This is a genomic window from Pseudomonas phytophila (assembly GCF_025643095.1).
Taxonomy (GTDB): Bacteria; Pseudomonadota; Gammaproteobacteria; order Pseudomonadales; family Pseudomonadaceae; genus Aquipseudomonas; species Aquipseudomonas quasicaspiana.
Window position 1 is genome coordinate 2,311,099 of sequence record NZ_CP081201.1, and the last position, 22,671, is coordinate 2,333,769.

Here is a 22,671-nt window from a genome sequence, read left to right on the forward strand (position 1 = left end):
TCGAATAAAACGGGTAATTTCGCTATCTCTTACCCATCTGATAGGTAATCCGGTGAGACTGACCCTTCGCCAGCTCGATATTTTTCGGGCCATTGCTCAACAAGGCTCGACCACGAGCGCGAGCCTCGCTCTAGCCTTGTCCCAATCAGCCACCAGCGCTGCACTGCACGAGCTGGAAAACTCCTTGCAAGTCCGACTGTTCGATCGCGTTGGCAAGCGCCTGGTGCTCAACGATAACGGCCAGCGGCTGCTCCCTCAGGCTATTCGCTTGCTGGAGGCGGCGGTCGAAATAGAAGATGGATTTCAGCACAGCGATCCCGTCGCACGATTGAAAGTGGGCTGTAGCACCACTATTGGCAACTACATCATGCCGCTCCTGATCCCTCTGCTGAGCAAGCGAGCGCCCGGGGTGCGGGTCGATCTGGTGATGGGCAACAGCGCCGATATCACCAGTCAGGCAGCACAGCTTTCCATCGATATAGGCCTGATAGAAGGGCCGAGTCAGTTGCCCGAATTAAGCGTTCAGCCTTGGTTCGAAGATGAACTGGTGATCATAGCTGCGAGCAATCATCCGCTGGCGCGCAAAACACAGGTTTCCCTCGACGATCTTCGCGATGCGCCCTGGCTTATTCGCGAAGACGGTTCGGGTACCGCCGAAGAAGTTTTACAACTGCTCGTGCCCCGGCTTGGCCCCTGGAAAAACGCCCAGCAGATCGGTAGTTCCGAAGCGATCAAGCGGCTGGTAGCGGCTGGGGTCGGCATCAGTTGTTTGTCGTATTGGGTGGTTAGCGATCTGATTGCCGAGGGCAAGCTGGCCGTGCTCAACCATCCAGTGCCATCGCAGAAACGGCAGTTGTACACAGTGCACCATCGCGGCAAATTTATTTCACGAGCAATGGCCGAACTTCAGCAAACGCTTGCTGATTTCACCTCGGTTGTGGGCGTGAGCGGTGCAATTGGAGGTAGTCGCTGAGCCGAGGCTCGACGCTTGATGGCGTGTTGGGTCTGGCCGTGGGTACGGCTGTTTTTCCGAGACCTGATTAAGAGCAGACTTGGCTCATCAAGTGGTTTACCGCCAACGGGACGCAAGCCTGCGTGCTCTATGACGGCAAGACTGAGACAGCGTTTTGTCATCGGCGCAATGAGCCAGGAACGCGGCCAGCGTAATGTCTATAGGAAAGCCATCCTCGAGCCATTTAAGCGCCAGTCCCGACCAATATTCGGAATGCGACGTCAAGGCTGTGATCACCAGCGGCTGCAACGCTATGTCGGCAGGTAGCGTATATTTTTTGCTAAGGGCGCTTATCGCATCTGGCAAATCGAGCGCAGCTGTTTCGAAGGGTTTCTCCAGCAGCGGCAATAGCCAGACATAGCTGAAATCTTCGTTCATCTTATTCCCCCGATTGCTAACGGCCTTCTTTTGCCTATCACCAAGAGCAGAGATCAACCCCCGCGGAAAACATTCGCTACTAACGGCCGTGGTATCCGGGGGCGCCGGAAACGGACTTTCTAGAAGGCTTAAGGTTTATTGGGGTTGTGAGTCCAGGCGTCCATGGCCGTAGTAATTCATGAATTCGCGCATAGTCGGTGAAAGCTTCTCTTGTGACGCAATTTGCCAGAACTTTCTTTCCCCAAGAACCGGCTGTAACCGCTTGATGAGTTCCTGCGCCGTGTTGTGATGGCCGGTACTCAGCCAGTACCTGAACAGATACTCGTTTTCCTGCCTTGGCAGCTGTGCAGCTTGGAGCAGTATGAGTGAGTATCGGAAGTTCAGTGGCCACAGTTGCTTTAGAAAATCGAGCCTATCGGCGATTGGAAGGCCCACTAACCAGTTCCTCACATCCTTATCCACCTGAGCATTACCAGAGCGCGACGCCACCTGGTCCGGTGTGAAACGAGAGTCGCCCATGGTGTGCGAAGCCTAAAGGTCTAAGGGTAGGTCACATTCTGTCGAAAGCACAGGAATAACGAGCAGCGTATTTTATGTCCCTGTTCGCACTTGGCCGATTCTGTTGAAAAAGTAGATCTCCTGCCTGGTCTGCGGCAAAATCAGGTCATCGGCCAGCGGGAGGATTCGCAGCATGATGGGACAATTGTCGAGCGGACAAGAGAGACTGTTTTACTCGTTCAACATTGAAGATCACATCCCAGCCAATCACCTCCTGCGCAGCATTGATCGATGCCTCGATCTAAGCGATCTGCGCCATTATCTCGCCGATTTTTATAGCCCGATCGGGCGACCTTCGATTGATCCCGAACTGATGATTCGCCTGTTGGTGGTGGGCTACTGCTACGGCATTCGCTCCGAACGTCGGTTGTGCGAAGAGGCTCATTTGAACCTGGCGTATCGCTGGTTCTGCCGCTTAAGCCTCGAAGACGAAGTCCCCAATCACTCTACGTTTTCCAAGAATCGCCACGGTCGTTTTCGTGACAGCTCGCTGTTTCGCTGGCTGTTCAACGAGGTGCTGCGTCGCTGCATGGACGCAGGTCTGGTCAAGGGCGAAGGGTTTGCGGTCGACGCCAGCGTCATCAAGGCAGATGCCAGTCGGCAACGTGGCGTACCTGGCGATGATGAAATCAACTGGCGCGATCCGTCGCTGAGTACTCGCGCGGTGCGTGAGTACCTCGAAGCGCTGGATGAAGAGGCGTTGGCCGAAGCGCTGCCCAAGCGCCTGTCACTGACTGATCCACTCTCTCGTTGGACAGCCGCACCAGGAGGCCCGGCGTTTTTCGCTTACTCGACGAACTACCTGATTGATGTCGAGCATGGCGTGATCATGGACGTGGAGCCGACGCCAGCGCATCGAACTGCCGAGGTCGAGAGCACCAAGACCATGATCGAGCGGGTCGAAGAACAGTTCGACATCAAGCCGGATCGGCTCATCGGCGATACCGCTTATGGGACCGCACCGATGTTGGCCTGGATGGTCGACGAAAAAGACATCGAGCCACATGTACCGGTTTGGGACAAAACCGAGCGCAAGAACGACAGCCTCTCAATCAGCGATTTTCAATGGCATGAAGAAGCGCAGGAATATCGTTGCCCCACCGGACACGCTCTGCGTAGCGAATGGCGGGCCTTCAAGAACCAACGCTCACATATCACGAAAGCCGACACCATCATCTTTCGATCCCGGCAAACCGACTGTGCTAAATGCTCAATGAAAGAGCGCTGCTGCCCGAGCACTTCGTTTAGAAAAATCGCACGCAGCGTCCATGAAGCGGCGCGCGAAGTTGCGCGGCGCATCGCCAAGACACCTCAATACGTGTGTTCTCGCCATGAGCGCAAGAAGGTCGAAATGTTGTTCGCTCATCTCAAGCGAATCCTGAAACTGGATCGGTTGCGACTACGAGGAATGACCGGTGCGAACGACGAATTCACCTTGGCGGCTGCGGTACAGAATCTAAGACGACTGGCGAAACTGACCTCTCAAGGGCCACCGACTACGGGATAGGCGCGCCTGGGATCAGCAAAAACCTTCAAATCAACCTACTAACCAAGCTGCAACGATCAACGCAGAACCGGAAAGCCACGCAACGTGGTGAACAGGTTCTGAAGAGACGATCAACTTCGAAATCTTCCAGTTTGAAAATCCGACTTTTTCAACAGAATCGGCCAAAAGCCGTCATTCCCTAATGAGCATTAGCTCGAGTTTAGAAAGGTGCTTTCTTCGTCTCGGCAGCAAGACTGACATTTATGAGTGTGTTGGGGCCGATGCTGGAAGGCGAGGCGGCTGAGCCGCACAAGTGTTTTTGGTCGTAATAGGTCTGAAACGAAGCTCGACTAGTGTGATTTTGCGCCTTCTGTTGGTAAGGCGTTACGCGCAGATTGAGTAGATGCAGCAACAGCGTGATGTCCCACTGCTTGAGCGTCATCAGTCAAAGCAGCAATGTCAGGCATTCCAGCAGGTACTGATGGTTACCGGCTGCGCCGAGGGCAGACGATCCCGACCTCATTGCCATGGCCCGCGTGCGTCACTTGTTCGCCGAGACGGAGAAAGTGCGAGTTTGAATCTGCCTGCCCTCGGTCGATGCCGCACGATTAACCAGAACGAGGGCAGAGCAATGACTGAAGAAACAGCGCAATTTTCAGAGGAAGAAGCACCGGAACAATCGACGCCTGTGCATTCCACAGAGGAAGTGCAAAATCCCCTTTAAGATTTTAACAAGGAAGGCATCCCGCCCGCCCGGCAGCTGCTAATGACTAGTCACTGGCGCGGGTTACGTACCTTCGGCTCGTCGCTTTGCGGCGCGCGAAGAGGCGCTGGCCCGTGCCTGGGCGGCTATCGGCGGCGGGCTAATGCTCTTTGTTTCTCGCCTATAGGCCGTTGGTGCTATTAAAATCACACGGTCGGGTGTTAGTGCTCGCTACCCCTTTTATAGTGATGAGACTTTTGCATGTGGATATAAGAATTGTCCTGTTTTATGGGCCATAGCTTGGCGCTCCAGAAACATCAAGGCTCTGAATAAATCAGAGCCTTGATGTTTAAGACTAACGAATTGAACGTGTTATTTCGATGTGTCTAGGCTGGGTGAGCAAGTAAGCCTGTAATGCTCATAGTTCAAATCCTTTAGCCTTTCTGGAAGCTTGTAAGGGGCGGGGCAACTTTTACCCTGCCACTTGATTGTGATAATGCCTTGATCTTGGGTAACAAGCGCTAACGCCTTGCCGGTGGGGTCGGAAAGCGCCAGTTGTTTACCTTCGGCGTCCATCAATACGGCTCCGAATGGGAGGGGTTTGCCCTCGGCATCGTAGAGTTCGAACTGGATCCGTCTCCCTTTGCTGCCTTCGAAGCGCGCGAGCACGACTGAACCTCGTCTCGGTACGAGTTGTTGAGTGGCGTTGTCCAACTCGATTTCAGCGCCCAGATTTCGTGTGTCCAGCGTCACCCAGTTCACGCGATAGGGCTGTGCATTTGGAACGACGGCATAGCCGTTGAGGCCGGTTTTCACGCCGGAGTAGCTGCTGACTTCGACCCCGGACATGCCAGGCACTTCCACCAGTGCGAATGTTTCGCCGACGGTCTGGCCCATGTTGATTCCACCCGCGTGGGCCACGATCGATCCGGCCGCGCTCAGGTTCTGTGATTCATAACCGCTGCCTCGGCTGTAGCCCAATCCCAGATCACCCATCGCTGTACGGGTACTCAGGCTCAGTGAGCCGGAGCGATCACCTTGCACACTGCGGCCGGTCTGTACGGAATAGTAGGTGTCACTGTCTTCAGTCAGATAACCATTGATCCCGGCTTGCGTACTGGTGCCGGCGTTCTGATGATTGCTGGAAATATAGGCACGAGGCGCGCGAGGTGTCGATCCGAGCGGGAATGAGATCGAAACGCTCAATTGAGTGTCGTGAGTGGTGTCACCGCGTGTGCCGAATTCCTCGGTTTTACTCAAACTTATGTTGTAGTTCAGGTCGCGCCAATTATTGTTGTAACCGGCAGAAAAGCTGCGCGAGCCACCGCGATCCCAATAGCGCTGATCACTGGCATTCAAGTACAGCGAGCCGTACTGGCGCGCTTCGCCCAGGGTCTGGTTGACCGTGAGGTCGGTACGGGTTTTGGCGTTACCTGCGCGCCGCGTAGCGCCGGTGCTGGTGTCCTGAACGTGGTCGGTCAGCGTGCGGTAACCCTCGGTCGAATAACGATAGGCTGCGAGGGTGAAGCTGGTATCGGTGCCGGTGAAGGTCTTTGCATAGAGCGCGCGTACGCTGCTGCCCTGGGTCGTTTTGCCAAATGCCTTGCTGGACGATTGCGTGAGGTCCAGCGACATCGCGCCAATCGAAGTGTTCTTCGCCGCACCAACTGAAAGCGCCTTGAAACCGTTGCTGGCCTGAATGCCGGCAATGCCTGTCAGGTTGCTGGTCAAACCGTAGGCGAAAGTGCCGCCCAGGAAGGCCGGCTTGTCATAGCCTTCGCTGTTGTTGTTGAATTTGCCGCTCGACAGGCTGTACTTCAGCTGTCCCTCACGCACCATCGTCGGCAAGGCGGAGAACGCCTGCCGGGTGACCTTGCGCCGACCATCCGCCTCGACAATGGTGATCTCCAGATCACCATTGGAGCCCGATGGATAGATATCGCTGATCTCGAACGGACCCGGCGGGACGTTGGTGGTGTAAAGAATGTAGTTATCCTGGCGGACCTCGATCTTCGCATTGGTTTCAGCAACGCCACGAATGATCGGCGCATAGCCGCGCTCGCTGTCTGCGCGCATGCCCTCATCAGAGGCCACCTTTACGCCTTGGTAGCGCACGCTGTCGAACAGGTCTGAGTCGGAAAAGATTTCACCCGCGCTCAGTTGCCCCTTGATCGCCGTGAGGTCGCGCTGGATGAACGTGCGGTTGCTGACAAACCGATTGGGCCGGCTGGTGGCACTGCTCAGGTTGGACTCGTTACGCAAGCGCCAGGAACCGAAGTTGATGCCGTTGCGCAGCCCCAGATTATTCGAGATTTGCGTCGAGTAATCGGTTTTGCTGCGGGTGCTGCTCAACTGATAGTTGATGAACCCGGCGGCCACGCCATCGTCCCAAAGCTCTGGGTCCACAAAGCCGCGCATGCCACGCGCCATCGCGACCTGCGGCACGCTGATATTGAGGCGCAGGCGGTTGGCGTCAAAACTGAGACTGGCTTGCTCGATCATCGCCGCAAGATCGTAGTGATCAGCAGGTTGTTGCTCATCAACCAGCCCTTGCTCACGCAGTTTGCGCATGTCCACGCCCAACTGCTGTAACAATTCCAGGGTGATGCGTGGCTCGACTTTGCCGTTGAGCGGGTTGGCCGCGAAATCAACGTCGCGACGCCCGACCAGTGTGCCGTTGCTGAACACGTCAACGCGATATCGGCCCGGCAGAACGCTGTTGGCATTCAACAAGGGTTGCAGATCGACCGCCGATGAACCTTCAAGAAACAAGGTATTGAAAGCTTCACCCGCTACCGCGGCCGGGGCTTCGGCACCCATGGCGAAGCCACAAATGGCCATGTTGATGGCAAAGCACAATGGATGCAGGCAGCCCAACGCCGTTTTGCTTTTATGGCGCGCAACGTGATGCTTTACACAACTTGAAGATGTGTGGTGTTGGGAGGAGAACATGCAATTTGCCTTATCAGTCCGTGTTGCTTCAACCGGAGTCCGGAACTCGTAAATAGCTTGTAAATTGGCGGGGTGGGGCGAGGAAGTTACTGGGCGGATGCATCTTTCACGCGCTCGGCATGACTTTCGGTAGCGCTGAGTGGTGCATCGAATCGTTGTTGTGCGCCGTAATCATTAATGGCCGAAAAAGTCAGGCGTGGAGAACCGGATGGCAACGCTTTCAAATTGAACGAACGAACTTCGCCCGGAACGATCATTGTCGAATCAATCACCAGTTCCGCTTTATTTCCAGCAGCGACTTTCAGGTCGGCCAGCGATACGTGGTAATTGCTTTGATTTTTTACTTTCAGTACCGACTTGCCAGCTTGCGTGACCAATTGCCATACAAGTTGCACTGGCGCTTGCGCAGCGTCACCGGTGAGTCCGTCCGGGCGGAAGAACACCTTGATGCGCTGACGCACCGCCAGTTGCAGCGTATTGACATCGGCAGCGCTGGCCTGAGGGATTTCCTGCACGTTCAGCCACACCACTGACTCTTTGTCTGCAGGCATGCCGCGGCCTTCATAGAGAATCCTCAACAGTTGCTGTTGATTGGGTTCGAGTCGGGCCAGCGGTGGAGTCACCGCAAATGGCGGCGCGCTGCCAGCCGTGTCGCCGGCATCCAGCCACGATTGCGCCAGGATGGTTTGCCCGCCGTTGCGCACGGTGACGTTCGCCTCTTTGTGCGCGCCATCGAAAATGATCCGGGTGGAACTCAAGGAGATGCTTGCGAATGCCGAGTGTGTCATCAACACCCCGGCAAGCCCCAGCCACAGCGGAAAATAGCGACTTAACATAGTTTTCACCGATTGATCTGGTCGGGAAGGACGAGGCACAGCGGCCCCGTCCAGGTCTTGCGTGCTGCTTATTCGTATTCGAGAACGAACGGCAGAGTGGCGTTACCGGTACCTGCAGTAGCGGTGGTCTTGTCGCCGGTGGTGACGTAAGCGGCTGCGAACGACAGGGTGCCGTCGCCGCCAGTGGTGCCGTCGCCAGTCAGGCTGGTCTGTACTTTGGCAGTGGCTTCGGAGCTCAGGTCGATCAACTGGCCGTTGCTGTCCAGCAGCGCGATACCTACGCCTTTGGCCGCATCAGTACCTTGCAGCTTGAGAACTTTCTTGCCATCAACCAGGCCCGAACCGCCGTTGACGGTTGGTTTGAACAGCATCGACACCTTGGTGCCGGCGTTGCAGTTCACTTTCAGGTTGAAATCGTTGGCAGCCACGCGACCAGCACCCGGGGCAGAATCGGTGCCCATGTCTTTGATCGATACGCTGCCCATGTCCACAGCGATCATCTTGTCGTTACCCGAAGCGCCATCTACCGAGCACGCGTCGTTGTTGATGACGCCGGTGAAACTGATTTGACCGCTGCCGCCCTTGACGGCTTTAGCGGCTTCTTCTTCAGCCAGTGCGCCAGTGGAGGCAGCCAGTACGGAAAGAGTGAGAACTGCGAAAGCGAACTTTTTCATGTTTATATCCGAAGTTATTGTGAAGTGCTGCATTGAAATGCCAGGCCATGCTAGGTCGGTGATGGCGATTGGTCTTTGAGATTTGTCTTAAAGCGTGGCAAGTGCGAACAAGGCGGCAATATCGGAAGTGCGTATTTATATTCTCAGTAAAGTACAGCGGACTAAATGAGACAATTCTCAAAGTCGCGCGAGCTCTATTTGATTAGTATTCGCGGATGCAGAAATTCTCAGTCAATGCAAAGTTTGTGAGCAATCTTTCTGTTGGAAGATGATTCAGGCTTTTCGCTATTAATGGCTGATAGAAAGAGGTTCCCGGTTTGTGAACACGCTTCGTATATTGGTATTGGAAGATCACGCCTTCCAGCGCACGGCTGCGGTCAGCGCGCTTAACAGTCTGGGTTACAAAAATATCTTTCAGGCGGCTGACGGAAAGGATGCGCTGGCTGTGATCTCCCAGGTAGGAGGTGTGGACGTTGCGTTGTGTGACTTGAGCATGGCCGGGATGGATGGTTTGACCTTTCTGCGCCTGGCGAGAGAGGCCGGATTGATTCGCGCAGTGATCATCTGCAGTTCACTGCCTGAAGACTTGTTACGCACGGTTGATCGAATTGTCACGCTTCAGGGCCTGGAATTGCTTGGCAGTGTCGGCAAGCCCTTGATGGTCGATGTGCTGGCGCCATTGCTGGCTCGCTATCGGCCGCACAGCCAGGTCGAGGCCAAAGTGGCGGAAAGTCATCTCGATCAGCCTACGGAGAACGAAGTACTGGAAGCGATACGCCGGCAGGAATTTCGCGCTTACTTCCAGCCCAAGTTTCATCTGTGCAGTGGTGAGGTGGATGGCGCCGAGGTGCTGGTGCGCTGGCAAAGCCCCAGTCGCGGATTACTTTCGCCGGGTATGTTCTTGCCAACGATCGAGCGTTGCGGGCTGCTCGACGAAATGTTTTTCAGCCTGCTCACGCAAGGACTGAGTCTGCAGCGTTTCGTGCAGTCCCACGGCAAGCCGTTCAAGCTCGCCTTCAATCTCGACGTCACGCAGATGGCCAACCCGAATCTTGTCGACCGGATCAAGGCGCTGTTGCGCATTCACGGCGCCTCGCCAGCCGGGCTCATATTCGAGCTGACGGAAACCGGTCTGCTGCAGATGCCCGAGATCAGCATGGAAAACATGGTGCGTCTGCGCATGCTCGGCTTTAGCTTGGCGATTGATGATTTCGGTGTCGGCTATTCTTCGCTGGAGCGACTGTGTCAGATGCCGTTCAACGAAATCAAACTCGACGCCGGCTTCGTGCAGAATTTCCAGCAGGCTCGCTACAGTGCGGTTATCCACGGTGCACTGGCCTTGGCGCGCGAGCTGGACATGCGAGTGGTCGCAGAAGGCATTGAAACCGCAGATCAGGTCCATCACCTGGCTCGACTCGGTTGCCAGTGGGGGCAGGGTTTCTTCTATGCCCGACCCATGAATTGGGCGCACCTGGTTGATTGGCGTTTCGAGGGTCAAAAGTCGTCCTGGCGCCGCGCAATAGGCACGTCCGACCTTTGATGAGTGCGCGCGGTCTGACTTTTGGGACAAAGCCCTATTTCTTCACGTCTTCAAAACAATCATCATGTGCCGAGAAATCAACCAGATGCACCTGAATGCTCCGGTGATGCCCGGGATCGGCTGCGGTTGCCAAGTGCTGATGATCCTTCCACCCTCCTCATCATGGAGTTGCTCATGCATTGGTCAGTCGTGAATCCGTTACGCGTTGCCATCCTTGATGATCACTCGCTCATACGTCTGGCGATGAAATCGCGGCTGACGCGCGAAGCCGAATTCAGTGTCGTGGGCGTGTACTCGAGCAGTGCGCAGTTGCTCGCTGGATTGCGCGAGACCGAAATCGACCTGCTGATACTCGACTACAAGCTGCACGATGGCGAGCTGGACGGGCTTAATCTGATTCGCCTGCTGCGCAAGCAATATCCGGGCATGCGCATTCTCGTCTCATCCTCCGAAGAGCGCCCGGCGGTAGTGAACATGGCGATCGGAGCGGGTGTCAGCGGATTCTTCGGCAAGTCCCAGCCAGTCGATGACCTGATTACTGGCATCCGCTGCGCAGCGTCCGGCCAGTTGTACCTGTCGCCGGCAATGGCCTTCGAACTTGATGTGCTGCCTGTGTCGGTCGATGAGCCTGCTGGTGCCAATGATGACGGCGTGGCGCACGGCGACGATTTCCTGAGCAATCCTTTGCTCTCGCCGAAAGAGAAAGAAGTCTTGCGCTGCTGCCTCGAGGGTATGGGGGTGACGCAGATCGCTTTGAAGTTCTCGCGCAGTCGCAAAACCATCAGTGGGCAAAAACAGGCCGCTTTCAAAAAGCTTGGCATTCGTGGTGATGCAGAGCTGTTCAAGTTGCAGCACAGCCTGACAGCCGATAACCAGGGATAACACGCTTATGTTTCATCTGTTGCGCGGTGTTTTGCTCGTCAGTGTGCTTTTCGTAGTCGGTAGCGGGTCGTTGTGGGCAGCAGAGCCGCGAACTCTGCAGGTGTTCGGTCGATCAGACTGCAAGGAAGTGCAGGTTGATCTGGGCAATGAAGACTGGAGTTGGCTACGGCAGAAACGCAGCCTCGTATTGGGATCGGCGCTTCCGGATTTTCCGCCTTATGTCATGACCGCCAGCGGTACGCGTTATGAGGGGATTGCCGCCGACATTGCCTGCATTATCGGTCAGGCCCTGCATGTCGAAGTTACCGTCAAGGCATATCCCGACCGTCGCGACGCCATGGCGGCGCTTGAGCGCGGCGACATCGATATGTTGGGCAGCTCCAACAGTTTCGAGTTGATCGACGGCCTCGTCACGCTCAGTAAACCTTATGTCGAAGACGTGCCGGCAATGTTCATGCGCGGCGATGATCGGCGACCGATGCCGGCCAATCTGGCCGGTTTGCGTATTGCGGTTGCCGATGATTACCTGCCATCCAGTCAGTTGCATGGGTTGTATCCCAACGCCGAGTTCGTACTTTTCCCATCGAACGAGTTGGCACTGGCTGCGCTGGCCTTTGGCAAAGTCGATCTGTTTCTGGGCGACACGGTGTCCAGCAACTATCTGATCAACCTCAACTACTTCAACTATGTGCGCCTGCACTCTTTCGTCAAAACGCAAACCAACGGTTTCAGCTTTGCCCTGCGCCGAGGGAATGATCAATTGTTGCGTCTGATCGACTCGGTCATTGAGTCGATGGGTGAGGGCAAGATAGCCGAAATCACCAAGCGCTGGTCCGGTGGCGGCGGGGCACTGACACCCAAACGTATCGATCTGACACCCGGCGAAGCACGCTGGCTTGAGCTGCACCCGGTCGCGCGGTTCGTGATCAATGACGACCAAGCGCCATTTGCGTTCTTTGATGGCGATGGCAACTTTGGCGGAATCGGCGCCGATCTGCTGGAACTGATTCAGCGGCGCACTGGTTTGCAGATCGATGTAGAGCGCACCGACAGTTTTTCCAGCTTGAGCACGCGCCTGCTTGATGGCAGCGCCGATATCTCGTTGCTGACGCCAACCGTTTCCCGTGAAGTCGGTATGCGTTTCACCCACCCGTTCCTCGCCAGTCCCTTTGTGATCGTCACCGCCAAGGAAGCTGGCGCGCCTTCAAGCCTGCAGGAGCTACGCGGCAAGCGCGTCGCCGTCCCCGAGAGCTCTGCAGAGCGTGAGCTGCTCAAGGATTATCCCGACATTGAAATTGTCGACAACGAGACAGTGCTCGGCGCTCTGGCTGACGTGAAGGATGGGCGAGCAGACGCGATGATTACCACGCTGCACAGTGCGCGCTATTACATCGCTCACATCTACAGTGACAGTTTGCGCATCTCCAACATCGTCGGCATGAACAAGGGTTTTCTCGCCTTCGCCGCCCGACGTGCCGATACCGAACTGGTCAGCATTCTGAACAAGGCTCTGCTGAGCATTCCACCCGATGAGCTGGACGTAATCCTCAACCGTTGGCGCCCCATTGCTGCGTTCTCGGGCTTGTCATGGCGCGATTACAAGACGTTGATCTACCAGATCAGCGCCGGCGCTTTCTTGATTATCCTCGGATCGCTGGCGTGGAATTTCTATATTCGCCGGCAGATCCGCGAGCGCAGTCGGGCAGAGCGCTTGCTCGGCGATCAACTGAAGTTCATGGGGGCGCTGATCAACGGCACGCCGCATCCCATTTACGTTCGCGATCGGGAAGGTCGGCTTGTCACCTGCAATAACAATTATCTGCAAACGTTTGGCCTGCTGGAAAAGGACGTGATCGGCAAGACCGTGCTCGAAAGCGGCAAGCGCAATCGCCAGGAAGCGTTGCAATTTCACGATGACTATCTGCGTGTCATCGAGCGGGACGAACCTTACGAGGTGGATCGCACGCTGCATGTCGGTGAAACGCGGCTGATCATTTATCACTGGATCCAGCCTTATCACGACACGACGGGCGAAGTCAGAGGCGTGATCTGCGGCTGGATCGACATCAGCGAGCGCCGCGAACTGATCGAAGAGTTGCGTTCGGCGAAAGAGCTGGCCGATGAGTCGAGCCGCGCCAAAACCACATTCCTGGCGACCATGAGCCACGAAATCCGTACGCCGATGAGCGCCGTGATCGGCATGCTTGAACTCACACTCAAGCGCGCCGAGCAGGGCCACTTCGATCGACCGGCGATTGAGGTGGCCTACGACTCGGCCAAAGGCCTGCTGGAACTGATCGGCGATATCCTCGATGTGGTTCGCATCGAGTCTGGGCACGTCAGTCTTTCGCCGAAACGCGCCAACCTGCGCGAACTGGTGGAGTCCGTGGCGCGGGTGTTCGACGGCCTGGCCAGGCAGAAGAGCCTGGTATTGAAACTCGATATCGACGCCACTGTCGGCTGTGACGTACTGGTTGATCCGATGCGCTTCCAGCAGGTGCTCTCGAACCTGGTCGGCAATGCCATCAAGTTTACCGATACCGGGCATGTCAGCGTCTCGATACGCGGCCAACGCCTTGCTGACGAACGGTTGCAGGTCGACTTGAAAGTCGAGGACACAGGCATCGGCATTTCCAGCGCTGATCTGCAGAACCTGTTCCAGCCGTTTTCGCAAGCCAATCACGGCCCCTCGAACCGGGGCGGCACCGGTCTGGGGTTGGCGATTTCACGCTCGTTGTGCGAGCTGATGGGCGGGCGACTGAATATAACCAGCACCTTGGGCAAGGGCACCTGCCTGGAAGTGTCGCTGTTCTTCAATATCCTCAGCCCGCTCGGCGGCAAGGTGCTGCCTGTTTCGGTTGTCCAGGACAAGCCAGTGCCGACGCTGCGGATTCTGGTAGTGGATGACCAGAGCGCCAACCGCCTGTTACTGACGCAGCAGCTCAGTTTTCTTGGTCAGGCGGTGCGTGATGCTGCCGATGGTGCGCAGGCATTGGCATTGTGGCGCTCTGAGCCGTTCGACATTGTGATCACGGACTGCAACATGCCGGTCATGAACGGCTATGAACTGGCCCGCACCATCCGCCAGGACGAACGCGACAGTGGTGGCGCGCCGTGTATCGTCTTGGGCTTCACAGCCAACGCGCAGCCGGAAGAAAAAGTGAAATGCCGAGAGGCGGGGATGGATGACTGTCTGTTCAAACCGATCAGCCTCAGCACCTTGTCGACCCTGCTTGCCGGCTGGGAAAAAGATGTCGAAACCGAGCCAGTTGAGAGCCCGCCTGCGACGGGTAACAAGGAGCTGGGATCGATTCGCGAGCGTCTGAACGAGCTCACCGGAGGCGACCTCGACATGATGAAAGAACTGCTGCGCGAGGCGCTGTCGAGTTGTGAGAAGGATCTGGAGGAGCTGCATTCGCTGATACCCGAAAGCGATCCCGGGTTGTTGGCTGACCTGGCACATCGGATCAAGGGCGCGGCGCGCATCGTCGCCGAGCATCAGGTCATCGAGGCGTGTAACGACCTTGAGGCCGAGTGCGAAGCGCCGGTCATCGATCCACTGGATATCAATCGCAGCGCGTTGAAGCTTGAGCATGCGCAGGCTGATCTGATCAAGAAAATCAAACGGGTCGAGCTGTAATCCGTATTGACGCAGGGCCCTGCTGACTGGCCCTGCATTGAAGGGGACGTTAAAGATCATTTTGCAACGGGCGATACCTTGGTTAATAACCATGGAGTTTCGCGATGATCATTCGACGTCCTTTATTGATTGCCTGTCTTTGCCTGCTGGGTTTTGACACCGTCAGCGCGGCCCAGTCTGCGCCCGTCAGCGGAGTGATTCGCTTCAGTGGACGGATTGTTGAGGCAAGTTGCACGGCGAGTGGCGCCAGCCATGCTTCTGTCGAGCTGCTTGATTGTCCGCAGGCGAGCACCGGTCAGATATTCTCGGTGACTAACGTCAGTGCGGCAGGGCGGGGTGAGCCGCGCCAGCAAGTGTTCGTGAAGATGATTGCCGATTCCCACGAGCAGGAAAAATATTACGACCAGCGTTTGCTGCTCACGGACAACAAGGGCCATCAGATAACGACTGGCAATTACGTCGTGACGCTGACGCTACCTTGATGGACTGAGAAAGAATGAGTTTGCGCCCCTTGTTTCAAGGTTACTGACAACAAGGGGCGTTAATAATGAGAATTGTCTGGTTCGTACACAACCGTCCCGCGCTTCTAGCATCGCGCCGCTCGCCACCGCTGCAAAATCCCTCCCTCCCTCCAAAGACTTTGAACCATGCCGTGCCCCGCTAGCGCGGGCTTGTCAGCAAAGTGTGGTTTTCGTTCAGCGATCCCCGTGCTCATTTTGAGACAAGTCTCATATCGGACTGGTTGGCCCTTGGTTATTTTCTTGAAAGGAAGAATGGAGCTGCCAAAGGTGTCCGATGTTTCTTGAAAATAACCGAAGTCGATCCTTGCGGATCCTGATCGCCGATAACGACGTGCGTAGAGGTCTGTCGATTGAACAACAGTTAAACAAGCTGGGCTGTCTCAGCGTAGTGAACGTCTGTACTTATCGTGACCTGAGAGTACTGACGTATTACTGCCCCCAACGGCTCAGCCTGGTCGTGGTCAATGCTGAGTTGCTCAACGAGATGGCGATGGATCCGCTCGATTTTTTTGGGGAAAACCCGCTGATTCGTCACCTGCTGATTTTCAACCCCAGTGATGATCATCAGTGGTCGAAGACTTTTTTCAACCCGCATCCGCAACGCTGGATGCGTCTGGTCTCGAAAATCGATCTGCCGCGATTGGCGGATTTTCTGATGCTGGCCGACCCGACGCTCAAGGAGCTGGCGGAGCCGGCCTCATCCGATTCCACGCTTCCTTCAGGTGCAAACCGCTAGCTGTTGCGCCTTCCCGCGTTAATCCGCTTGTGCTTTGAGGTGCTATTGCCCAGCGCCTGCTTTGCTGCCCACCCGTTTGCCCCATTGTCTTGAATACACTCTAAGGTAAGCATCATGCTGCTTCGTAAACTCAATCTCGCGCCGCGTTCGGCGCTGTGTTTTGGCTTGTTCTGTCTCATGATTATCGCGATCGGACTGATCGCCTTGCAGCAAGTCGATTTACTCAACAAAGCAGAAACGTACGTTGAGACGACCATCGTGCCAAGCATCAAGCTGCTCGGCCAACTGGATCGTGAGTTCATCGAAATCAAGGGCAATAACGCCCGCCTGCGCAACCCTATCGAAACCCCTGAGCGCAAGGCTCAGGCCTTGATGGACATTCAGCAGTCGCGTCAGCTCATCAAAAATCATCAGCGAGCGCTCATTGATCTGCTGGCAACTGACGCCGGGCGTGAGGCGTTCGTGGCGTTCGCCAAAGCACAACAAGTCAATGATCAGGCGCAGGACCAATACCTTGAAACAGTGGCAAAAGGGCAGCTTGAAGCGGCCATTGCGCTGTCAAAGAATCAGATGCGTGCCGCCTCGGACGGCGTGCAGGTCGCGCTCAAAAAGCTGATTGCTCTCAACGAGATCGAAGCATATGAAGCGGGCAAGCAGGCCGACAATGTCTACGAACACACGCTGTTGATCGTCAGTGTGTTCATTATCATTGCCATCGGTGCTTCCTTGGCCCTGGCGGTGTTGTACACGCGCAGCCTGACGGTGCCGATTGCAGGCTCGCTGAGGGTAGCGGAATGCATCGCTGCCAACGATTTGAGCGAAACCATCGCGCTGGATGGTTCCGATGAGGCGGCGCAGATGCTGTCGTCACTGGCGGCGATGCAAACCAGTTTGCGTGATGCGCTGATCATGATCCGTGACTCGTCCACGCAGTTGGCCGAAACCTCGGAAGCCATGCACGGCGTTACCGAAGATATTTCGCGTATCACTCAGCGTCAGAGTCATGAAATCGAAATGGCCGCCACCGCCGTGACTCAAATGAGTGCAGCGGTGGAACAGGTTGCGGACAACGCCGCATCGACCTCGCAACTGACGTCGGAATCAAGCGCCGCAGCCATTGCCGGCAAAACCCAAGTCAGCGAAACGGTCGCGGCAATCAATCTTATGGTTTCCAGCGTGCATAGCACCTCGGCAGAAGTGCAGGCGCTTTCTACGATGGCGAGCGATATCAGCAGCGTGCTGGACGTGATCCGCGAAGTCGCCGAACAAACCAATCTGCTCGCTTTGAACGCGGCCATCGAAGCAGCGCGGGCGGGGGAGGCGGGCCGTGGCTTTGCCGTGGTTGCAGATGAGGTGAGAGGGCTGGCGCAGCGTACGCAGAAATCGACCGAGGACATTGAATCCATGGTCAGCTCTATTCAGTCGGGCACCAGCAGGGCAGTTACGTCCATGAGCCACACCCGCTCTCAGGCGGAAAGAACACTTGAGATGGCCAATATCGCCGGCGAAGTGCTGACCGACATTACTGGCTCTCTGAATCTTATCAATGAACGAAACCTGCTGATGGCGACCGCTGCCGAAGAGCAGGCTCAGGTTGCGCGCGAAGTGGATCGAAGCCTGATCAGCATTCGCGACCTGTCTTGCGAAACCGCAGATGGTTCGAAACAGACGGCAGTTGCATCGGCGGAGCTTTCGCAATTGGCGGCCTCGCTGAATAAGTTGACCAAGGAATTCAAGCTTTAAAAAGTTGACGGGAAGCCCTGATTGCCAGGGCTTTTTCGGTCCGCGATCAATCGTATTGCGCAACGAGTGCAGGCTCATTTCTGTGTTGGTAATGCGGTTTGTGCCGTCAGCTGTTCAACGCAGTGGGCGAGTTGTTTTTCATAGCTTTCCAGTACGGCTTCAGCATCAGCTTCGCGCTCATCACGCAAGCGGAAGAAATCGTCGCGATTGAGCTGGTCCGCGACGAGCCGGATATTTTGCTCAATGATCGCGCACAGTGAGTCTTCGTCCTCTAACGCGGCGCTGGTTTGCGCTGCGCGTTGAGTGTTTTCGAGTTCGGTCTTTGCCGCCTCGGCGGCCTTCGCTTGTTCCTTCGCAGTAACCAGGTCGGTTTCCAGGGCCTGCTTTTGTTCTGCCAGACGCTTGAGTTCTGCGCTCATTGACTGGATAGCCTCGGCGCGCTGCGTGAGCTGGGCCTCCTGTTGTTGCACCACGGCCTTGAGTGGAAACAGATTGTTGAGCTCATGACCGGCGACGACAGTCATGGCGATCAGCGCCAGTGCCAGAATCGTCAGGCAGTAGATGGCGGCGTTGCTCTGGGGTTTTGCGCTATTGAGGGTATCGAGGGCTCTCACGGAATCGTTTCTCCTATCAAGAGAAGCCAGTGTAATGGCAGAGTTCCGTTGTGCCTTTAAGACGAGTCTTAAATTGGTTGTTGGTTATTTGCGCTGATAAGGAAGGTGTTCAGCTTGGCCTTTTATAGATATTCCGAATTTAGTTAGTTGGCTATAAGTCTATGAGAATTGTCTGGTTGTTGAATAAATAAACCTTTTGCTCAAGTGTTATTTATTCATTATCTTTTCGCTCCGTTTATGGTGATTTTGCTGCCGGTTAAATATTCGCACCATCGTCAATCATTCAGTTTTTTGCATGCAACGCAGAGTCAGAGGGAGTGTTATGAAGTTATGCCATATATTAATTGTCGGGCTCTTGTACATGCTGTCGTCAAACGCAACGGCGGCGGTATGCGAATTTTATCCCGACAATTCCATGGGCAACCTCCGAGTTGTCCTTCCGGCCACGATCTCGGTGCCGCGGGACACGCCGAACGGCACGGTTATCTATGAAAGCCCAATCGTGACCCTGGGAGCCATTCCCAGTTCGTTCAGGTGCTCTGCGGTACACAATGAAGGTGTGCGCAATTCTGTGGGCACCACCCAGGCGGGCGCGCAGACTTTTCCCATTGGAAATACCGGCATCGGCTGGCAATGGGTTCGACCGCCATCGGGCAAAGTATGGAAAGGCTTTCCGGGTGACTCCGACGCCGCTGGCGGTTGGGGGTGGAATGGCACTGAGCACATCTTGCGGCTTGTAAAGACGGGGGAGATTTCCGGTAGTGCGACGATACCCTCAGGCCAATTAGGGAAATTTGTCGCTGCTGAAATCGAGCCACTTGCATTGAATACAAGTGGCACGCGGGTGGTCTCACAGTCTTGCGAAACACCCGATGTAAAAGTTGATATGGGTAGCTATAACTTGAGCGATTTCCCGAAGAACGGTGCCTATGCCAAGGAGCAATACTTTTTTCTCAGTATAAAAAACTGTCCTACTGGAATAAACAACTTCCGCTACTCCTTTTCGCCCACTGCGGGCAGCCCTGCGTGGGACGCTAACACTGGCATGGTAAATCTGAACAGTAGCTCCACTGCCAGAGGTTTGGCATTGCAGATGCGCTTCAGAGACGGGAAGCCACTCAAGCTGAATCAGAACTACATAACGAAAGCGCCTACATCGGAAGGCGGGAATGCATCTGTAGACTTGCAAGCGCGCTTCGTGCGCATCGAGCCTTCCAATGCACAAATGCGAGCGGGCAATGCCAATGCCGAAATTGCCTTTGTCGTTGAGTATCTATGAGGAGGCCAACAGCTTCTTCACCTTAGCCACAATCACCGCAATGTCGAAAGGCTTGGGCAGCACCCCGTCAAACTTTCAAAGAAAGGCATGAGAAGCTGGTTGTCGACAGTACGGGACAGGTCGACAAAGCCGGAACACTTATGCATGTCCATGCATAGGTAGAAAACGGTGCCCATCAACGGCACCGCTTTTAATCGACCATTCGACCCGTTTAAACCAAGTCTTCTGGCTGCATCGTCAAAATGATTCTCCCGACGTTCCCGGAAGACTCCATCCGGCGATGCGCATCGGCAGCCCGCGCTAGCGCAAACGTGCTATCGACAACCGGCTCAAGGCTTCCGGCCCCCTCGAAGCGATCAAGCCAGTGCTCGCGGAAGCGCTTGATCATGTCGTGCTTCTCCGGTTGCGTGCGCGACTTCATCACCGTGCCGATGATTTGCAAGTGGCGGTAAAGAATGTCCTCCAGCGCCATTGTGACGTTGCCGCCACCGCCGAGAATTCCCACCTGAACCAAGCGACCGCCGCGTGCAAGGGACGCGACGTTGCGGGCGAAGTAGGGCTCACCGATAAAGTCGATGATCACATCGACGCCGCGACCCTGGGTTTTATCGGCGATCACCTCAGCGAAATCCTGGGTCTTGTAGTCGATCGCCACGTCAGCGCCCAAATGCTCGACACGCGCCAACTTGCTGCCTTCGGTGGTCGCATACACCGTGGCGCCGGTGGCGTAAGCCAACTGCACCGCAGCAGACCCGACGCCGCCAGCGGCCGCATGAATCAACACCGAATCGCCAGCCTTGAGCCGAGCCAGGTGCATCATCGCTTCATGGGCCGTGACGAAGACCTCGGGAATGGCTGCCGCGTGTACATAGTCAAGTTGCGCAGGGATGTGCATGGCCATGCGGTAATCGATGCGTGCCTGCTCGGCGTAGGCGCCGCCGCCGACCACACCCATGACGCGATCTCCGACCTCGAACCCGGTCACCGCGTTACCTTTGCCGATCACTTCGCCGGCGATTTCCAGGCCGATGATCAGCGAGTCGCCGAAATTCGGATGGCCGTACCCACCGGTTCGATGCGTCAGATCCGCACGGTTCACCCCGGCGGCATAGACACGCACCAGCAGGTCGTCAGGCCGCACTTCAGGATTGGCGACTTCGACGAGTTCGAGGACGTCTGGCCCACCGAATTCTCTGATGTTGATGGCTTTCATTCAGTTGTTCTCCGTTTCGCTGAACGTGGCGTTGGCAATAGCAGAAGCAGTGATGGCGCCAGGAAAGCCCACATAGAAAGCCAGGTGCGTGATCGCTGCCGCCAGTTCGTCGTGGGTCACACCGTTGCCAGTCGCGCGGCGTAAGTGGGCAGGCAACTCTTCCGAGTGTCCAGCGGCAATCAATGCCGCCACGGTGATCAGGCTACGGTCGCGCGGGGACAGCGCCGGGTCACTCCAGATCTGCGGATAAAGCGTTGAATCGACGAATTGCGCCAGCTTGGGTGTAAACGCGCGCGCGGCTTCGCGAGGACTGCTGAAATTGAGCTTGGACATGGGCAAGTTCCTTAAACCTGGCTGATGAATTTGTGGGTCAGATAGTGCTCGATGCCTTCAATGCCACCTTCGGAGCCGTGACCGCTTTCTTTCATGCCGCCGAACGGGAGCTCGGTTGCGACGATGCGGTATTGGTTGATGCCGATCATCCCGGCCTCCAATCCGTCGGCGACATCAATGGCCGTGCGCGCGCTGGAGGTGAACGCGTAGGCCGAGAGTCCGTAGGGCAGGCGGTTGGCTTCTTGCAGCCCATCCGCCAGCTCATCGAACGGCATCAGCACGGCGATGGGGCCGAAGGGTTCTTCGTGCATGACGCGGGCGTTCATCGGCACATCCGCCAGAACCGTGGGCTGGAAGAAGTAGCCTTCGCCTGACAAAGCTTCGCCACCGACCAATACCCGTGCCCCTTTCTCGACGGCATCGGCGACCAGTTCTTCCATCTTTGCCAATTGCCTTGGGTTGGCTAACGGTCCGACCTGAGTGTCCGGATGCAGGCCGTCACCGATTCTCAGGGCTTGGGTCGCCGCGACAAAGTGATCGACAAAGGCTTGATAGGCGCCACGCTGGATCAGAAACCGAGTGGATGAAATGCACACCTGCCCGGTGCCGCGAAAGCGGTTGGCGACGCCCTCAACGGCGGCTTTTTCAATGTCGGCATCTTCGAACACCAGCACCGGTCCGTGCCCACCGAGTTCAAGGGTGATGGGCTTCACGCCTTCGGCAGCGCGTGCAGACAGCAGACGACCGATGGGCACCGAGCCGGTGAAGGTCACCTTGCGAATGATCGGCGAGGCGATCAGATGGCTGGACACTTGATCCGGTACGCCGAAGACTACTTGCAGCACACCCTTGGGCAATCCTGCATCATCGAGTGCACGCGCCAGGGCCAGTGCTGTGGAGGGACTTTCCTCACCCGGTTTGAGGATGACGCTGCAACCGGCGGCCAGTGCTGACGAGAGCTTGCGTGCCGGGGTGATGGCCGGGAAATTCCATGGTGTAAATGCGGCCACCGGTCCGATGGCCTGGCGTTTGACCAGTTGCAGCACGCCTGGCCGGTTAGCCGGGACCACACGGCCATCGATACGCCGGGCGCTTTCGGCGAACCATTCGAAATACTCCGCCGCACGGGTCACTTCATCCAGGCTTTCGTTCAGCGGCTTGCCTTCCTCCAAGGTCATCTGCGCGGCAATCTGCGGTGCACGCTCGAGGATCAGGTCGGCGGCACGCTTAAGGATCTTGGCGCGTTGGTCAGGCACGGTCTGGCGCCATTGCTCGAAGCTCAGGCGAGTCACTTCCAAGGCCTGATCAAGGTCGCCTGCGGAGGCGAGTGGGACGCGGCCGATTTCCCGGCCGGTTGCCGGGTTGACGACGGCGGCAGTGTCGCGCCCTTCGGCACTGATCCATTCACCACGGATGAAAAGATAAAGCGGGTCGTAGGAGGTTTTCATGATGCGCCCTTCAGTTGGTTGTCAGGGATTCGGATGAAACCCGGCGCCAGTTCAGGCGGCCTGTGCAACCAAGTCTATGGAAGGAGTGCCCATTGATTTAGACGGGCCAAAGGGAATCATTGT

The 22,671-nt window shown here is 56.3% G+C and carries 18 protein-coding genes; 9 read left to right on the forward strand and 9 right to left on the reverse strand.

The annotated features are described in order from the left end of the window. The first annotated feature begins 52 nt into the window (after positions 1 to 52). Positions 53 to 973: a LysR family transcriptional regulator gene (locus K3169_RS10380; RefSeq protein ID WP_122395809.1), complete on the forward strand. Its 921-nt coding sequence runs from the start codon at positions 53 to 55 to the stop codon at positions 971 to 973. Positions 974 to 1,069: 96 nt separating this feature from the next. Here the strand turns inward: K3169_RS10380 and K3169_RS10385 are convergent, their stop codons facing one another. Together K3169_RS10385 and K3169_RS10390 are read right to left on the reverse strand one after the other, a co-directional pair. After that, positions 1,070 to 1,390 carry a hypothetical protein gene (locus K3169_RS10385; protein WP_231666641.1) on the reverse strand — a complete coding sequence of 107 codons (321 nt, stop codon included), beginning with the start codon at positions 1,388 to 1,390 and terminating at the stop codon, positions 1,070 to 1,072. 135 nt (positions 1,391 to 1,525) lie between these two features. Then, on the reverse strand, positions 1,526 to 1,909 hold the full coding sequence (locus tag K3169_RS10390; RefSeq protein ID WP_122395811.1) for a hypothetical protein: 384 nt from the start codon (positions 1,907 to 1,909) through the stop codon (positions 1,526 to 1,528). 172 nt (positions 1,910 to 2,081) lie between these two features. On the opposite strand from K3169_RS10390, the gene K3169_RS10395 reads away from it, so the two are divergent. Beyond that, positions 2,082 to 3,455 (forward strand): transposase, encoded by a 1,374-nt coding sequence (locus K3169_RS10395; RefSeq protein ID WP_095102594.1) that lies wholly within the window; start codon positions 2,082 to 2,084, stop codon positions 3,453 to 3,455. A 1,054-nt stretch (positions 3,456 to 4,509) separates the two neighbouring features. Here K3169_RS10395 and K3169_RS10400 read toward each other — a convergent pair. From K3169_RS10400 to K3169_RS10410, 3 genes are all read right to left on the reverse strand, one after another. Further along, complete coding sequence (locus K3169_RS10400) at positions 4,510 to 6,957, reverse strand: fimbria/pilus outer membrane usher protein (protein ID WP_231678076.1); 2,448 nt, start codon at positions 6,955 to 6,957, stop codon at positions 4,510 to 4,512. A 218-nt stretch (positions 6,958 to 7,175) separates the two neighbouring features. Further along, positions 7,176 to 7,925 (reverse strand): molecular chaperone, encoded by a 750-nt coding sequence (locus tag K3169_RS10405; protein ID WP_099494429.1) that lies wholly within the window; start codon positions 7,923 to 7,925, stop codon positions 7,176 to 7,178. Positions 7,926 to 7,993: 68 nt separating this feature from the next. After that, entirely contained in the window at positions 7,994 to 8,599 is a 606-nt protein-coding gene (locus K3169_RS10410) for a fimbrial protein (protein WP_034154082.1), read from the reverse strand. Positions 8,600 to 8,918: 319 nt separating this feature from the next. Between K3169_RS10410 and K3169_RS10415 the strand changes: the two genes are divergently transcribed. The 6 genes from K3169_RS10415 (at position 8,919) to K3169_RS10440 (ending at position 17,661) form a co-directional block, all read left to right on the forward strand. Beyond that, the gene (locus tag K3169_RS10415) at positions 8,919 to 10,139 is read left to right on the forward strand and encodes an EAL domain-containing protein (protein WP_099494430.1); all 1,221 of its coding nucleotides are present in this window, start codon (positions 8,919 to 8,921) and stop codon (positions 10,137 to 10,139) included. A gap of 174 nt (positions 10,140 to 10,313) precedes the next feature. Continuing rightward, entirely contained in the window at positions 10,314 to 11,021 is a 708-nt protein-coding gene (locus K3169_RS10420) for a response regulator transcription factor (RefSeq protein WP_099494431.1), read from the forward strand. A 7-nt stretch (positions 11,022 to 11,028) separates the two neighbouring features. Beyond that, entirely contained in the window at positions 11,029 to 14,661 is a 3,633-nt protein-coding gene (locus K3169_RS10425) for a transporter substrate-binding domain-containing protein (protein WP_099494432.1), read from the forward strand. A 104-nt stretch (positions 14,662 to 14,765) separates the two neighbouring features. Next, entirely contained in the window at positions 14,766 to 15,143 is a 378-nt protein-coding gene (locus K3169_RS10430; protein WP_099494433.1) for a type 1 fimbrial protein, read from the forward strand. 313 nt (positions 15,144 to 15,456) lie between these two features. Then, entirely contained in the window at positions 15,457 to 15,918 is a 462-nt protein-coding gene (locus tag K3169_RS10435; protein ID WP_122705723.1) for a hypothetical protein, read from the forward strand. Between the two features lie 114 nt (positions 15,919 to 16,032). Then, on the forward strand, positions 16,033 to 17,661 hold the full coding sequence (locus tag K3169_RS10440; protein WP_099494435.1) for a methyl-accepting chemotaxis protein: 1,629 nt from the start codon (positions 16,033 to 16,035) through the stop codon (positions 17,659 to 17,661). A gap of 74 nt (positions 17,662 to 17,735) precedes the next feature. Here the strand turns inward: K3169_RS10440 and K3169_RS10445 are convergent, their stop codons facing one another. Then, positions 17,736 to 18,275 (reverse strand): hypothetical protein, encoded by a 540-nt coding sequence (locus K3169_RS10445; protein ID WP_099494436.1) that lies wholly within the window; start codon positions 18,273 to 18,275, stop codon positions 17,736 to 17,738. A gap of 415 nt (positions 18,276 to 18,690) precedes the next feature. Between K3169_RS10445 and K3169_RS10450 the strand changes: the two genes are divergently transcribed. Continuing rightward, entirely contained in the window at positions 18,691 to 19,554 is an 864-nt protein-coding gene (locus K3169_RS10450) for a fimbrial protein (protein ID WP_406644015.1), read from the forward strand. A gap of 211 nt (positions 19,555 to 19,765) precedes the next feature. Here the strand turns inward: K3169_RS10450 and K3169_RS10455 are convergent, their stop codons facing one another. Genes K3169_RS10455 through K3169_RS10465 form a run of 3 tightly spaced genes read right to left on the reverse strand, consistent with a single transcriptional unit; the run spans position 19,766 to position 22,548 of the window. Then, positions 19,766 to 20,767, reverse strand: a complete 1,002-nt coding sequence (locus K3169_RS10455) for an NAD(P)H-quinone oxidoreductase (RefSeq protein ID WP_099494438.1) — start codon at positions 20,765 to 20,767, stop codon at positions 19,766 to 19,768. Continuing rightward, a complete protein-coding gene (locus tag K3169_RS10460; RefSeq protein ID WP_099494439.1) occupies positions 20,768 to 21,100 on the reverse strand; it encodes a carboxymuconolactone decarboxylase family protein in 333 nt (110 codons plus the stop codon). It lies immediately after the preceding gene. 11 nt (positions 21,101 to 21,111) lie between these two features. After that, the gene (locus tag K3169_RS10465) at positions 21,112 to 22,548 is read right to left on the reverse strand and encodes an NAD-dependent succinate-semialdehyde dehydrogenase (protein ID WP_099494440.1); all 1,437 of its coding nucleotides are present in this window, start codon (positions 22,546 to 22,548) and stop codon (positions 21,112 to 21,114) included. Positions 22,549 to 22,671: the final 123 nt, after the last annotated feature.